The 14,556-nt window shown below is 70.3% G+C and carries 14 protein-coding genes; 10 read left to right on the top strand and 4 right to left on the bottom strand.

The annotated features are described in order from the left end of the window. Window positions 1–70: 70 nt before the first annotated feature. On the top strand, window positions 71–1,852 hold the full coding sequence (gene arc / locus ACFFIA_RS09050) for a proteasome ATPase (RefSeq protein WP_377248457.1): 1,782 nt from the start codon (window positions 71–73) through the stop codon (window positions 1,850–1,852). Window positions 1,853–2,138: 286 nt separating this feature from the next. On the opposite strand, the gene ACFFIA_RS09045 is transcribed toward arc, so the two are convergent. Beyond that, window positions 2,139–3,398, bottom strand: a complete 1,260-nt coding sequence (locus tag ACFFIA_RS09045) for a glycosyltransferase family protein (protein WP_377248454.1) — start codon at window positions 3,396–3,398, stop codon at window positions 2,139–2,141. Between the two features lie 188 nt (window positions 3,399–3,586). On the opposite strand from ACFFIA_RS09045, the gene dop reads away from it, so the two are divergent. The 4 genes from dop to prcA all read left to right on the top strand — a co-directional run bounded on the left by dop (window position 3,587) and on the right by prcA (window position 7,279). Then, a complete protein-coding gene (gene dop / locus ACFFIA_RS09040) occupies window positions 3,587–5,104 on the top strand; it encodes a depupylase/deamidase Dop (RefSeq protein WP_377248451.1) in 1,518 nt (505 codons plus the stop codon). A gap of 90 nt (window positions 5,105–5,194) precedes the next feature. Then, window positions 5,195–5,413, top strand: coding sequence for a ubiquitin-like protein Pup (locus ACFFIA_RS09035; RefSeq protein WP_377248448.1), 219 nt, complete (start codon window positions 5,195–5,197; stop codon window positions 5,411–5,413). A 90-nt stretch (window positions 5,414–5,503) separates the two neighbouring features. Beyond that, a complete protein-coding gene (gene prcB / locus ACFFIA_RS09030) occupies window positions 5,504–6,343 on the top strand; it encodes a proteasome subunit beta (RefSeq protein WP_377248445.1) in 840 nt (279 codons plus the stop codon). 90 nt (window positions 6,344–6,433) lie between these two features. Next, a complete protein-coding gene (gene prcA / locus ACFFIA_RS09025) occupies window positions 6,434–7,279 on the top strand; it encodes a proteasome subunit alpha (protein WP_377248442.1) in 846 nt (281 codons plus the stop codon). Between the two features lie 99 nt (window positions 7,280–7,378). Here the strand turns inward: prcA and ACFFIA_RS09020 are convergent, their stop codons facing one another. From ACFFIA_RS09020 to rfbB, 3 genes are read right to left on the bottom strand one after another with little or no spacing between them, the layout of a single operon-like run. Then, entirely contained in the window at window positions 7,379–8,413 is a 1,035-nt protein-coding gene (locus tag ACFFIA_RS09020; protein WP_377248439.1) for a glycosyltransferase family 2 protein, read from the bottom strand. After that, window positions 8,406–9,251, bottom strand: coding sequence for a dTDP-4-dehydrorhamnose reductase (gene rfbD / locus ACFFIA_RS09015; RefSeq protein ID WP_377248436.1), 846 nt, complete (start codon window positions 9,249–9,251; stop codon window positions 8,406–8,408). Before rfbD ends, ACFFIA_RS09020 begins: the two co-directional genes overlap by 8 nt. Beyond that, window positions 9,248–10,219, bottom strand: coding sequence for a dTDP-glucose 4,6-dehydratase (gene rfbB, locus ACFFIA_RS09010; RefSeq protein ID WP_377248433.1), 972 nt, complete (start codon window positions 10,217–10,219; stop codon window positions 9,248–9,250). Before rfbB ends, rfbD begins: the two co-directional genes overlap by 4 nt. A 96-nt stretch (window positions 10,220–10,315) precedes the next feature. Between rfbB and rfbA the strand changes: the two genes are divergently transcribed. The 5 genes from rfbA (at window position 10,316) to ACFFIA_RS08985 (ending at window position 14,286) form a co-directional block, all read left to right on the top strand. Continuing rightward, complete coding sequence (gene rfbA, locus ACFFIA_RS09005) at window positions 10,316–11,182, top strand: glucose-1-phosphate thymidylyltransferase RfbA (protein WP_377248430.1); 867 nt, start codon at window positions 10,316–10,318, stop codon at window positions 11,180–11,182. Between the two features lie 97 nt (window positions 11,183–11,279). Next, window positions 11,280–11,879 carry a class I SAM-dependent methyltransferase gene (locus ACFFIA_RS09000; protein WP_377248427.1) on the top strand — a complete coding sequence of 200 codons (600 nt, stop codon included), beginning with the start codon at window positions 11,280–11,282 and terminating at the stop codon, window positions 11,877–11,879. Beyond that, window positions 11,876–12,475, top strand: coding sequence for a dTDP-4-dehydrorhamnose 3,5-epimerase (rfbC, locus tag ACFFIA_RS08995; RefSeq protein WP_377248424.1), 600 nt, complete (start codon window positions 11,876–11,878; stop codon window positions 12,473–12,475). The genes ACFFIA_RS09000 and rfbC overlap by 4 nt, the downstream gene beginning before the upstream one ends. A gap of 255 nt (window positions 12,476–12,730) precedes the next feature. Beyond that, complete coding sequence (gene pafA / locus ACFFIA_RS08990) at window positions 12,731–14,089, top strand: Pup--protein ligase (RefSeq protein ID WP_377248421.1); 1,359 nt, start codon at window positions 12,731–12,733, stop codon at window positions 14,087–14,089. 14 nt (window positions 14,090–14,103) lie between these two features. Beyond that, complete coding sequence (locus tag ACFFIA_RS08985; RefSeq protein ID WP_377248418.1) at window positions 14,104–14,286, top strand: hypothetical protein; 183 nt, start codon at window positions 14,104–14,106, stop codon at window positions 14,284–14,286. The last annotated feature ends 270 nt before the right edge of the window (window positions 14,287–14,556 follow it).

Below are 14,556 nucleotides of genomic sequence, written 5' to 3'. Positions count from 1 at the left end.
GTAGGTTCGATTAGCCGTAACAGCGGTTAGTGTTATGGCAGTACGTTCAAGCCCCCCGGGGAGGTGGGACGTGGCACGCAGCGACGACGCGGACTCGCGCGCCGCACGGTGGGAGAAGGAGGCCCACGATCTCTCCACTCAGGTCGCGTTCCTTCAGGAGGAACTCGCTCTGGTGCGGCGCAAGCTGACCGAAAGCCCACGACACGTCCGGCAGCTCGAGGAGCGGCTAGCGGCAACGCAGGCGCAGCTGGCCCGACTGACCGAAAACAACGAGCGGCTCGTGAGCACTCTGAAAGAGGCCCGAGCCCAGATCGTCACGCTCAAGGAGGAGATCGACCGCCTGGCGCAGCCGCCGAGCGGTTACGGCGTCTTCCTGGCCAAGCACGACGACGGCACCGTCGACGTGTTCACCGGCGGGCGGAAGCTCCGCGTGGCGGTGTCCCCGTCGCTCGAGGTCGACGAGCTGCGTCGCGGGCAGGAGGTCCTGCTCAACGACGCGCTCAACATCGTCGACGCGTTCGGTTACGAGCGGGTCGGCGAGGTGGTCATGCTCAAGGAGGTGCTGGAGCACCCCGCTGGCGGTCCGGGCGACCGGGCGCTGGTGGTGTCCCACGCCGACGAGGAGCGGATCGTCCACCTCGCGGAGACGCTCATCGGCTCGCCACTGCGCGCCGGCGACTCGTTGATGATCGAGCCCCGCTCGGCGTACGCGTACGAGCGGATCCCCAAGAGCGAGGTCGAGGAGCTCGTTCTGGAGGAGGTGCCCGACGTCGGATACGAGGACATCGGCGGCCTGCACAACCAGATCGAGCAGATCCGGGACGCGGTCGAGCTGCCGTTCCTGCACGCCGACCTCTTCCGCGAGCACCACCTGCGGCCGCCGAAGGGCATCCTGCTCTACGGCCCGCCCGGCTGCGGCAAGACGATGATCGCCAAGGCGGTGGCCAACTCGCTGGCCAAGAAGATCGCCGAGGGCCGGGGCGAGGAGAGGCACACCAGCTACTTCCTCAACATCAAGGGCCCTGAGCTGCTCAACAAGTACGTCGGCGAGACCGAGCGGCACATCCGGCTGATCTTCCAGCGGGCTCGCGAGAAGGCGGGCGAGGGCACGCCGGTCATCGTGTTCTTCGACGAGATGGACTCGGTGTTCCGCACCCGCGGCTCCGGCGTCTCCTCCGACGTGGAAAACACGATCGTCCCGCAGCTGCTCAGCGAGATCGACGGCGTCGAGGGGCTCGAAAACGTCATCGTGATCGGCGCCTCCAACCGCGAGGACATGATCGACCCGGCCATCCTGCGCCCCGGCCGGCTCGACGTGAAGATCAAGATCGAGCGCCCGGACGCCGAGGCGGCGAAGGACATCTTCTCGAAGTACATCCTGACCGGGCTGCCCCTGCACCCCGACGACCTCAACGAGCACGGCGGCGACTCGAAGGCCACCGTCGGCGCGATGATCGAGGCGGTCGTCCTGCGCATGTACTCCGAGACCGAGGAAAACCGCTTCCTCGAGGTCACGTACGCCAACGGCGACAAGGAGGTCCTGTACTTCAAGGACTTCAACTCCGGCGCCATGATCCAAAACATCGTCGACCGCGGCAAGAAGATGGCCATCAAGGAGTTCCTGTCGTCGGGTCGCAAGGGCCTGCGGCTGCAGCACCTGCTGGACGCCTGCGTCGACGAGTTCCGGGAGAACGAAGACCTGCCCAACACCACCAACCCGGACGACTGGGCCCGGATCTCCGGCAAGAAGGGCGAGCGGATCGTCTACATCCGCACGCTCGTCTCCGGCGGCAAGGGCGCCGAGGCCGGCCGCTCGATCGACACGGTCAGCAACACCGGCCAGTACCTGTAACCCCGCTTCGAAAGGCCCCGCACGCTCCGGCGCGCGGGGCCTTTCTTCGCTTCGAGTCCCTTTGATTCCGAGCTACCGCGATGCCCATCGTGGTCCAGGCCGTCGCTCCCGCGGCCTCACCCTCCGCGTCTGCTCGGGCGTCGCGAAGCGACGCCCGAGGGGTTTGGGCCTGTCCCGCGGCCCCGGCAGCGGAGGTCGGGGATTTCGGGGAGCGCCAGCGAGCCGCCGACCTCCGCGGTGCCCGCGGGAGCATGCGGTCCGCGGGTGACGCGAACCGGGGCACATCTCAGCCGCTGCCGCCGGGGGACGGGGTCGGCTCGGGGGACGGGCGTTGGAAGGCGGGTAGCAGGCCCTTGGCGGTCCGGTCGAGGAGCACCGCCACCGCCACCACGAGGGCGGGCAGCATCGGCAGCTCGTACCGGAACATGGTCATGTAGGGCGCGATGAGGAAGATGCCGATGGCGCCGGCCCACGCGGAGGCCACGAGCCACGGCACCACCGTGCGCCAGGCGACCACGCTGGCCACGATGGACAGGACCAGGAGCAGCACCAGCGGCCAGCTGGAGAGGACGGCGGTGGCCTCGCGGGCGATGGCGGTGGGGACCACCTCGCGGTACCACGGCATCGCCTCGCCCAGGGTGCGGGCGCGGCCCTGGGTCATGCTGAAGAAGTGGTCGCGGCTGCTCAGTGGGGCGCTGACCTCCTTGCTCCAGATGGCGCCGGCGATCACGCCCACCGCGGCGCCGGCCGCGGCGGCGGTCCAGGAACGCCAGCGTTCGCGTTCGCGCCACATCGCCCAGAGCCAGACGGCGGCCACCGTGGCGACCGTGTACGGGGTGATGACCCGCGCGGTGCCCACCAGGAACGCCACCAGCGCCAGCCCGGCCACCGTCCACTTGGTGGCCGGCTTGCGCCAGGGGAGCAGCAGGAGTGTCGCGGTGTGCAGCATCAGCGCGAGCGAGTCGGTGAGGCCGCCCACGCACCACTTGGCGATCAGCGGGGACACCACCGCGAGCACGCCCGCGGCGACCGAGGCCGGCACCGAGGCGTGGATGGTGGCGAACCGGTAGATCAGGAACATCGCCACGACGAACGCGATGCCCGGCACCACCACGATGCCGCCCGGCCCGAAGAGCGCCACCCACGGGATGGAGAGCAGCGGCAGCAGGATGCGCGGCCGGTAGCTGAGCGTGAAAGGCTTGGAGGCCCACAGGTAGTCGTACGGCGCGAAGGTGCCGTGGTCGCGGATGTAGTCGAGGACGATCTGCTCGCCGTGCGCCTTGTCGTACCCCATGTAGTGGTATGTGTAAATGAGATACCACTGTGAGTCGGGGAAGATCTGGTGCGTCGAGGCGTAGGTCCAGATCATGGCGGTCACCGTGGCCGCGAGCACCACGAGCGCTCCCCACGCGAACGGCCCGGAGGGGCGGCGCCACCGGCGCCAGATCCGCTTTCTGGGCGCCACGGGCCGCTCCTCGGCCGGCACCGCCTCGGCGGACTCATCCTGCTCGGACTTGACGGCTCGCGTGACCGTCAGCTCACCCACCCGCTACGCTCCTCGCTGGTCGCTGTGCGTTGCCGTGCGCCGCCTACTGGGCCGCGTCATGATACCGGAGCGTATGCCCGCCGAGTCGGTGCAACCCCACCCGGTGCGGCGCAGCGCGGAGCGCTACCGGCGGACTACGCTCGACAGGTGGCGCGTCCGCGCTGGGCGGCAGTGAGGTAGGGCGAGGCATGAGTGTTCGGCGAATCATGGGGACCGAGGTCGAATATGGCATCTCTGTGCCTGGCCAGCCCGGGGCCAACCCGATGGTCACGTCTTCCCAGGTGGTCAACGCGTACGGGGCCCGGCCCGAGCTGACCCGTGGTGGTCGCGCGCGGTGGGACTACGAGGAGGAGTCGCCACTGCGCGACGCCCGCGGCTTCACGTACTCGGGAGCCGCCTACGACCCGGCCGAGGCACTGGCCGACGAGGATCTGGGCCTGGCCAACGTCATCCTGACCAACGGCGCTCGGCTCTACGTCGACCACGCCCACCCGGAGTACTCGACGCCCGAGGTGACCAACCCGCTCGATCTGGTCAAGTGGGACAAGGCGGGCGAGCGGGTCATGGCCGAGGCGTCGCGGCGGGCCGCGACCATCCCGGGCACGCACCCGATCCACCTGTACAAGAACAACACCGACAACAAGGGCGCCAGCTACGGCGCGCACGAAAACTACCTGATGCGGCGGCAGACCGCGTTCGCCGACATCGTGGCCTACCTGACGCCGTTCTTCGTGACGCGCCAGATCGTGTGCGGCGCGGGGCGGGTCGGGATCGGGCAGGACGGGTCGCAGCCCGGGTTCCAGATCTCCCAGCGGGCCGACTTCTTCGAGGTCGAGGTGGGGCTGGAGACCACTCTCAAGCGCCCGATCATCAACACGCGCGACGAGCCGCACGCCGACGCCGACAAGTACCGGCGGCTGCACGTCATCATCGGCGACGCCAACCTCTCGGAGATCTCCACGTACCTCAAGGTGGGCACCACCGCGCTGGTGCTCACGATGATCGAGGAGAAGGTGCTCACGCCCGACCTCGGCATCGCCGACCCGGTCTCCGAGCTCAAGGCGGTCAGCCACGACCCGGCGCTGGCTCACCTCATGCGGCTGCGGGACGGCCGCCGGCTCACCGCGCTCGACCTCCAGTGGGCCTACTTCGAGCGGGCCAAGTCCTTTGTAGACGACCGCTACGGCCCCGACGCCGACGCGGCCACCCTCGACGTGCTGGCCCGCTGGGAGAGCGTGCTCGACCGGCTCGGCCGCGACCCGATGCTCTGCGCCGACGAGCTCGACTGGATCGCCAAGTACCGGCTCCTGGAGGGCTACCGGGAGCGGGAGAAGCTGGGCTGGGCCTCGCACAAGCTCCAGCTCGTCGACCTCCAGTACTCGGACGTCCGGCCGGAGAAGGGGCTCTACCACCGGCTGGTCGCGCGCGGCTCGATGAAGACGCTGCTCGACGACGAGCAGACCCGCCGCGCGATGGTCGAGCCGCCGGAGGACACGCGGGCTTACTTCCGCGGCCGCTGCCTCGGCCAGTACGCCTCCGAGGTGGTCGCGGCGAGCTGGGATTCGGTCATCTTCGACGTCGGGCGCGAGTCGCTCGTGCGCGTGCCGATGATGGAGCCCGAGCGGGGCACGCGCAAGCACGTGGGCGCCCTCTTCGACCGCTGCGCCAGTGCGAAGGATCTGCTCGAGGCGATCACCGGCGGGTGACGCCACGCTGTGCGCGAAACCGGCGCGCGACGGGGCTTTCCGTGGCACCGGCGAGGTAGGTTTTCAGCAAGCGATGTTGAGGAGGACCCGATGGCTACCCGTGACACCGGCGGTCAGTCGCAGTCCGGCAAGGCCCGCCGCGACGAGGATGTCGACGCCGGCCCGGCTCCCGAGGCAAACCCGGAGGTCGCCGAGCGCCACGCCGAGATCACCGAGGACGTCGACGACCTGCTCGACGAGATCGACTCGGTACTCGAGGAGAACGCGGAGGAGTTCGTCCGCGGATACGTGCAAAAGGGCGGAGAATAAGCTCTCACCGCCCCCGTCGCTCGCGCCGCCGCGCACGTCGCGGTGGCGTCGAGTATGTTGCTTGGCGATCACCTAACTGAAGGGAAGCACGTGCCAGCGGGTTTCGAGCCATCCGGGCGCCAACCAGACTTCTTCGTCAACCCGGGGACGTCCTCCTTCACCGAGTTCCTGCGGGTGGCCGCGCCCGACCTGCTGCCCGGACGTCGCCCGCTGCCCCCCGGCTACTCGGCCGACCTCGCCCCGCACGCCACCACGATCGTCACGATCGTCTGCCAGGGCGGCGTGGTCATGGCCGGCGACCGCCGCGCCACCGCGGGCAACCTGATCGCCAGCCGAGACATCGAGAAGGTGCACCCCGCCGACCCGTACTCGCTGGTGGGCATGGCGGGCACCGCGGGCGTGGGCATCGAGCTGATCAAGCTCTTCCAGGTCGAGCTGGAGCACTACGAGAAGCTCGAGGGCGCGATGCTCTCGCTCGACGGCAAGGCCAACCGCCTCGCCGCGCTCGTCCGCAACAACCTCGGCGCCGCCATGCAGGGCCTCGCGGTCGTGCCGATCTACGCCGGCGTCGACCTCGCGGCCAGCGACCCGGCCAAGGCGGGGCGCATCTTCAGCTTCGACGTGGCCGGCGGCCTCTACGAGGAGACCGGCTACGACGGGGTGGGCTCCGGCTCGCTCTTCGCGAAGTCGGCGCTCAAGAAGCGGTACCGTCCGGGCATGTCCGTCGAGGACGCCGTCACCATCGGCGTGGAGGCGCTCTACGACGCGGCCGACGACGACACCGCGACCGGCGGCCCCGACCTGACCCGCAAGATCTACCCGGTGGTGATGACCGCGACCGTCGAGGGCACCCGGCGCCTCACCGACGAGGAGACCGGGGCGGTGGCCGAGGCCGTCGTCGCCCGCCGGATGGAGAACATCGGCGGCTGAACCCGCTCTCATCGCGCTTACCCGCCGTCGCCGCTTACCCGCCGTCACCGCGCTTACCCGCCCTCACCTCGCTTAAGGAGAGCCGCCGCAGTGGCCATGCAGTTCTACGCCTCGCCCGAGCAGATCATGCGCGACCGCTCGGAGCACGCCCGCAAGGGCATCTCCCGCGGTCGCAGCGCCGTCGTGCTCACATACGAGGGCGGGGTGCTGTTCGTCGCCGAAAACCTCACCTCGCTGCGCAAGGTGAGCGAGATCTACGACCGCATCGGGTTCGCGGCCGTGGGGCGGTACAACGAGTTCGAAAACCTGCGCACCGCGGGCGTGCGGATGGCCGACCTCAAGGGATACAGCTACGACCGCCGCGACGTGAACGGCCGGGCGATCGCCAACGCGTACGCGCACGCGCTCGGCGCGATCTTCACCGAGCAGGTGAAGGCGTACGAGGTGGAGGTCTGCGTCGCCGAGGTGGGGGCCGAGCCGGGCAAGGACGAGCTGTACCGGATCACGTACGACGGCTCGGTGCAGGACGAGCCCGGCGTGATGGCGATGGGCGGCCAGGCCGAGGCCATCGCGGGGGCGCTCAAGGAGGCCCACCGCCCCGACCAGTCGCTCGGTGAGGCGCTGCGCCTGGCCGTGAAGGCGCTGGGCAGCGTGGGCGGCGAGGGCGGGCAGGCCCGTACGCTCGGCGCCGACCAGCTTGAGGTGGCGGTGCTCGACCGGCGCCGCACCGGCCGCACGTTCCGCCGCATCGCCGACGCCGCACTGACGTCGCTGCTGAAGGAGCCCGCCGCGCAGCCCGAGACGGTGGAGGAGTCGCCATCGGAGCCGCCGCCCGCCACGGAGCGCAAGGCACCGACGCAGTCCGCCGGTTCCGACGACCTCGAAATCCTCGACGACCTCGACGACGCCGACGGGGAGTCGCCAGCGAAGGAGTAGCCCGCGTTCGCCGCTGCGCGGTCCCGCTGAGGGTGTGGTGTGCCATGCCCTCAGCGGTTTCGTCTCCGCCGCGCGCGGCGCAGGACAGGGCGACGCGGGTCAGACCCAGCGGCGGACCAGGCGCCAGTACGCGGCCATGAGCGTGTTCAGGAGCCCCACGCCCGGGGGGTTGATGAGCGGCGTGTCGAAGCGGTCGGTCAGTACGCGCATCCACTCGCGGTCGGGGGTGACGCGCTCGGCCTGGAGGGCGCGGCGGCGGGCGCGCAGGTGGGCGCGGTGGCGCCACAGCCAGCCGTAGCCGCGGAGCTTGTCGCGCAGCCAGCCCTCCTTGGCGGCGAGCAGGATCATCACGAGCTCGAGCGCCAGCAGCGGCGGTGCCAGCAGGGTGAGCGCGCGGCCGCCCCAGACGGTGGTGACGAACATCAGGCGGTTGCGCTCGATCAGGTAGAACTTGAAGCTCACCTTGCTGAACTCGTATCCGTGCAGCGCGACCGCGTCGGGGACGTTGACCACGCGCTGGCCCAGGCGCCACGTGCGGAGGGAGATCTCGGCGTCCTCGACGTACGCGAAGTAGTGGTCGTCGAAGCCGCCCAGCCGCTCCCAGTGCGCGCGGCGGGCGACCACGAAGGCGCCCATCGCCCCGGCGGTCTCGGTGGGCTCGCCGCGGGTCTCGCGCTCGCGGAAGCCGCCGACCCAGCTGACGCCGAGCACGTGGATCTCGTTGCCGCGGGAGTTGAGCAGCTCGGGCTCGTCGGCCAGGCGTACGGCGCCGGCGGCCAGCCCCACGCTCTGGTCGCCCAGCACCTCGACCAGGCGGGCGAGCGCGGTGGGCTCGACGATCGCGTCGCCGTTGACCAGTGCCACGTACTCGCCGGAGGAGGCGGCCACGCCGGCGTTGCAGCCCGCGGAGAAGCCGATATTTTCCCCCGAACCGGTCACCACCACGCCGGGGAGGCCGGCGAGGTACGGAAGGTCGGGATTGGTGCAGCCGTTGTCGACCAGCACGACCTCGACGTCGACCTTGACCGAGCTGAGCAGCGCCTCCACGCACCGCCGCAGCAGTGGCTCCGACCGCCACGCCAGCACCACCGCGCTCACGCGGGGGAGGTCGGGCGGCTGAGGCTGCTCAGGCACGAGGGCTCCGGAGGTAGGCGGACAGCATCGTCTCCCAGTCTTCCATGGGCGTCATGCCCGCCAGCGCCCAACGATCGTGTCCGAGCACGCTGTAGGCGGGGCGTGGCGCCGGCCGCACGAACCGGTCGCTCGTGGTGGGGCGGACGCGGTCGGGGTCGTGGCCGGCGCGGGCGAAGACGGCGCGGGCCAGCCCGTACCACGTGGTCTCGCCGCTCGCGGTGCCGTGGTAGACACCGGGCGGCGCGTCCGCCAGCCCCAGCTCGACCAGCCGCTCGGCCAGCGCCCACGACCAGGTCGGCTGCCCCCGCTGGTCGTCGACCACGTCGAGGGTCTCCCGCTCGCCAGCGAGCCGCAGCATGGTGGCGACGAAGTTGGGACCGTGCGCGCCGTACAGCCACGCGGTGCGCACCACGTAGCCGCCGGCGGCCAGGACCGCCCGCTCGCCGGCGAGCTTGCCGCGCCCGTACGCGTTGATCGGGTCGGTGGGGGCGTCCTCGGGATAGGGCGAGGTGGCATCACCCCGGAAGACGTAGTCGGTGGAGACGTGCACCAGCCGCGCGCCGGTCGCCCCGGCCGCGCGCGCCAGGTGGGCCACGCCGTCGCCGTTGACCGCGGTGGCCTCCGCCTCGCGCGCCTCGGCGCCGTCGACGTCGGTCCACGCGGCCGCGTTGAGCACCAGGTCGTGGCCGCGCACGGCGGCCAGGACCGCGGCCTCGTCGGTCACGTCCAGCTCCGCCCGCGCGAGCGGGGTCACGTCGAGGTCGGGCCGCCCCTTGAGTACGCCGAGCAGGTCTTGCCCGAGCATCCCACCGGCACCGGTGACGAGGATCCGCCTCATGCCTTCAGCGGCTCCCACCAGGCGCGGTGCTCCCGGTACCAGGTGACCGTCTCGGCCAGGCCGCGGGAGAGGTCGACCGTCGGCGCGTACCCCAGCTCCTGACTGATCTTGGTGATGTCGAGGCTGTAGCGCCGGTCGTGGCCCTTGCGGTCGGGCACCGGCGTCACCCGGTCCCAGGAGGCGCCGCAGGCGTCGAGCAGCAGCTCGGTGAGCTCGCGGTTGGTGAGCTCGGTGCCGCCGCCGATGTGGTAGATCTCGCCCGGCCGCCCCTTGTCCTGCACCAGCGCGATGCCCCGGCAGTGGTCGTGCACGTGCAGCCAGTCGCGCACGTTGCCGCCGTCGCCGTAGAGCGGCACCGTGCCGCCGTCGAGCAGGTTGGTGACGAACAGCGGGATGACCTTCTCGGGGTACTGGTGGTGGCCGTAGTTGTTGGAGCACCGGGTCACCACGACGTCGAGCCCGTGGGTGCGGAAGTAGGCGAGCGCGAGCAGGTCGGAGCCGGCCTTGGTGGCGGAGTACGGCGAGTTGGGCGCGAGCGGCCAGTCTTCGGTCCACGAGCCGTGCGCGATCGAGCCGTACACCTCGTCGGTGCTCACGTGCACGAACCGCCCGGTGCCGTGCTTGAGCGCCGCGTCCAGGAGGGACTGCGTGCCCAGCACGTTGGTGGTCACGAACGGCTCGGCGCCGGCGATCGAGCGGTCGACGTGCGACTCGGCGGCGAAGTGCACGATCACGTCGTGACCGGGCACCACCTCGTCGACCAGCACGGGGTCGCAGATGTCGCCCCGCACGAAGCGGAGGCGGGGGTCGTCGCGCACCGAGTCGAGATTGGCCAGATTGCCCGAGTAGGTGAGCTTGTCGAGCACGGTGACCGCAGCGGGGGTGGCGGCCGGGAGCGTGCCGCGCAGCAGCTCACGCACGTATTCCGACCCGATGAACCCGGCTCCGCCGGTGACGAGGACTCTCACAGGGTCCGGAGTCTACCCAAGGCGGGTCCCCTCGGCCGGGCGGTGGGCTGTCGGCAGCTTGACTGTCGTGGCGCCGCCGGCGGATAAGGTACCGGGGTGCGCGGAATCCTTCTCGCCGGCGGCACCGGCTCTCGCCTGTGGCCGATCACCCGGGCGGTATCGAAGCAGCTCATGCCCGTCTTCGACAAGCCGATGATCTACTACCCACTGTCGACGCTGGTCATGGCCGGGATCCGGGAGATTCTGATCATCACCACGCCGGAGGACCAGTCGCAGTTTCAGCGGCTGCTCGGCGACGGTGGGCAGTGGGGGCTCGACCTGCGCTACGCCGCCCAGCCGCGGCCGGAGGGCATCGCGCAGGCGTTCGTGATCGGGGCGGACTTCATCGGCGACGAGCCGGTCGCCCTCATCCTCGGCGACAACATCTTCCACGGTGTGGGCCTCGGACATCAGCTGGCCAGCCACAACGACGACCTGGTCGGCGGGCGGGTGTTCGCCTATCCGGTGGCCAACCCCGAGGCGTACGGCGTGGTCGAGTTCGACGCCGAGGGGCGCGTGCTGTCGATCGAGGAGAAGCCGACCCGCCCGAAGTCCCGTTACGTCGTCCCGGGGCTGTACTTCTACGACAACCGGGTGGTCGAGATCGCCCGCGGGCTCACCCCTTCCGACCGAGGCGAGCTGGAGATCACCACGGTCAACGAGGCGTACCGCGCGAAGGGCGAGCTGTCGGTCACCGTGCTCGACCGGGGCACGGCGTGGCTCGACACCGGCACGTTCACGTCGCTGATGCAGGCGGCCGAGTTCGTGCGGGTGATCGAGGAGCGGCAGGGCCTCAAGATCGGCTGCGTCGAGGAGGTGGCCTGGCGGGCCGGCTTCCTCTCCGCCTCCGACCTCCGCGAGCTGGCCGGCCCGCTCACCAAGAGCGGCTACGGCGACTACCTGCTGGGCCTCCTGGAGGGCTGAGACGGGGCCGCGGCGGGCGGACCGTGCGCCGGTGTGCCCGTTTGTGTAGGCGTGCCCTGTTGCGGTCGGCGGTGCGCGTCTGACAGGCTTACCGCCCGTGCAGCAGGAGAAGCCGAGCACCCAGGGTGCCGACTACACCGACCGGCTCCAGCGGGTCACCGGGGCCCGGTGGAAGCAGGTTCTCGACGTCCAGCGCCCCTACCGGTGGAACATCCGTCGCCTCGACCTCGGGCGCACCCTCGACGTGGGCTGCGGACTCGGGCGCAACCTGGCCCACCTCGGGGGCAACGGGGTCGGCGTCGACCACAACCCCACGTCGATCGAGGTGGCGCGGGCGCAGGGCTACGAGGCGTACACGATCAACGAGTTCTTCGAGACCGACCGCACCGCCACCTTCGACTCGATGCTCGCCGCCCACCTGCTCGAGCACATGCCCGAAGACCAGGCGCGCAAGGTCGTCGAGTCCTACCTGCCGTGCGTCAAGCCGGGCGGCAGGGCGGTCTTCATCACCCCCCAGGAGCGGGGGTACGCGAGCGACGCCACGCACGTGCGCTTCGTGGGCTTCCCCGAGGCGGCGGCGATCTGCGAAGAGCTGGGGCTGACGGTGGAGAAGCAGTTCTCGTTCCCGTTTCCGAGGTTCATGGGCAAGCTCTTCACGTACAACGAGTTCGTGACCGTCGCGCGGTTCCCGTCATGAAGATCCGTCAGCTCGGCATCGAGGGGGCGTGGGAGATCACGCCCCAGCAGCACGGCGACGACCGGGGCCTCTTCCTGGAGTGGTACCGCTTCGACCGCCTCGCCGAGGCCGTCGGCCACCGCCTCGACCTCGCCCAGGCCAACCTGTCGATCTCGGCGAGCGGCGTCGTGCGCGGCGTCCACTTCGCCGACGTACCGCCTGGCCAGGCCAAATATGTCACGTGTACGCGTGGCGCGGTGCTCGACGTGATCGTCGACATCCGGGTCGGCTCGCCCACCTTCGGTCAGTGGGAGGCGGTGCGGCTGGACGACACCGACCGCAAGGCGGTGTACATCAGCGAGGGCCTGGGGCACGGCTACTGCGCGTTGAGCGACAACCCCGAGTTCGTGTACCTCTGCTCCACCACGTACAACCCGGCGGCCGAGCACACCGTCCATCCGCTCGACCCGGAGCTGGGCATCGAGTGGCCGGCCGAGGCGCCGGTCCTCTCCCCACGAGACGCCGCCGCGCCGAGTCTCGCCGAGGCGCGGGCCGCCGGCACCCTCCCGTCGTACGACGCGTGTCGCGCATACACCGAAACCTTGCGCCAGGAGTGACGATCCGGGCCCCGGGACGGCTAATGTCTGGTCATGAACGGGAATCGCGAGGCTACGGTCATTGAGCCCGGCGGCGGACGAGCGCCGAGCGACGGAGCGTGGTAGGGATGAGCGGGAGTCGCGAGGCTACGGTCATTGAGCCCGGCGGCGGACGAGCGCCGAGCGACGGAGCGTGGTAGGGATGAGCGGGAGTCGCGAGGCTACGGCCATTGAGCCCGGCGGCGGACGAGCGCCGAGCGACGGAGCGTGGTAGGGATGGAACGGCGAATCTTCGGGCTCGAGACCGAATACGGTGTCACCTGCACCTACCGGGGACAGCGGCGGCTGTCTCCCGACGAGGTGGCCCGCTACCTGTTCCGGCGGGTGGTGTCGTGGGGCCGGTCCAGCAACGTCTTCCTGCGTAACGGCGCCCGCCTCTACCTCGATGTCGGCTCGCACCCCGAGTACGCGACACCGGAGTGTGACTCCGTATCCGACCTGGTCGCACACGACCGGGCCGGTGAGCGGATCCTGGAGGGCCTGCTCGTCGACGCGGAAAAGCGGCTGCACGACGAGGGCATCGCGGGCGAGATCTACCTGTTCAAAAACAACACCGACTCGGCCGGCAACTCGTACGGCTGCCACGAAAACTATCTCGTCTCCCGGCACGGCGAGTTCGGCCGGCTGGCCGACGTGCTGATTCCCTTCCTGGTGACCCGCCAGCTGATCTGCGGCGCCGGCAAGGTGCTCCAGACGCCGCGCGGCGCGGTCTACTGCCTCTCCCAGCGCGCCGAGCACATCTGGGAGGGCGTCTCCTCGGCGACGACCCGCAGCCGCCCGATCATCAACACGCGGGACGAGCCGCACGCCGACGCCGAGCGTTACCGCCGGCTGCACGTGATCGTCGGCGACTCCAACATGAACGAGGTGACCACGCTCCTCAAGGTGGGCAGCGCCGACATCGTGCTCCGCATGATCGAGGCGGGCGTGGTGATGCGTGACCTGTCGCTGGAAAACCCCATCCGGGCGATCCGCGAGGTCTCGCACGACATCACCGGCCGGCGCAAGGTGCGCCTCGCCTCCAACAAGGAGGTCAGCGCGCTGGAGATCCAGCAGGAGTACCTGGCGAAGGCGACCGAGTTCGTCGAGCGACGGGGCGGCGACCAGACCGCCAAGCGGGTCGTCGAGCTGTGGGGCCGTGTGCTGCGCGCGGTCGAGACGGGCAACCTCGAGCCGGTATCCCGCGAGATCGACTGGGTGAGCAAGCTCAAGCTGATCGAGCGGTACCAGGAGAAGCACGAGCTGCCGCTCTCCCACCCCCGCGTCGCGCAGATGGACCTCGCCTACCACGACCTGCGCCGCGGCCGTGGCCTGTACGGGCTGCTCGAGCGGCGCGGCCAGGTCGACCGGGTCGCCACCGACCTGGAGATCTTCGAGGCGAAGGAGACCCCGCCGCAGACCACGCGGGCCCGGCTGCGCGGCGAGTTCATCCGGCACGCGCAGGAGAAGCGCCGCGACTTCACCGTCGACTGGGTGCACCTCAAGCTCAACGACCAGGCGCAGCGCACCGTGCTCTGCAAGGACCCCTTCCGGGCGTACGACGAGCGGGTGGAGCGCCTGATCGCCAGCATGTGAGACTGTTCCTCGTCATGACTGACTCTGGTGAGCCGGAAGAGGGGCGCAAGCCCGGCCTGGTGCAGCGGCGCAAGCAGAAGATCGCCGAGGAGATCGCGCGCAACCGGCGCGGCGAGTACACGGTGCCCACCTGGGTGCTGGCGCTCATCCTCGGCGTCTTCCTGGCGGCCTGGATCGCGCTGATCGTCTTCTCCTAGAGACCTCCCGCGGTCGAGGTCTGAGGGGATCGCGCAGCGTCCGTGCGCGCGTCGGGCTAGCAGCGTGGACGGGCCCGAGATCCTGACCCCGAAGCTCTTGTGGAGAAGCTGTCGAGCTGGGCGCATCGGTGCGCCCAACCCCCGGCGGGGACGCCGGACGTGCGGCTCGTGGCGTGGACGCCGGGTCCGGTTGCCGGGCCTGACCCGGCGGGCGCATGGGCGTTGTCGGGGACATAGCCGTTTCAAACCGGCCGCAAGGGGCTATGCCAC

Source organism: Phytohabitans kaempferiae (assembly GCF_042433955.1).
In the GTDB taxonomy this organism is placed as follows: domain Bacteria; phylum Actinomycetota; class Actinomycetes; order Mycobacteriales; family Micromonosporaceae; genus Phytohabitans; species Phytohabitans kaempferiae.
Note: the sequence above shows the minus strand (reverse complement) of the source record. Positions and strands in the feature narration are given on the sequence as shown.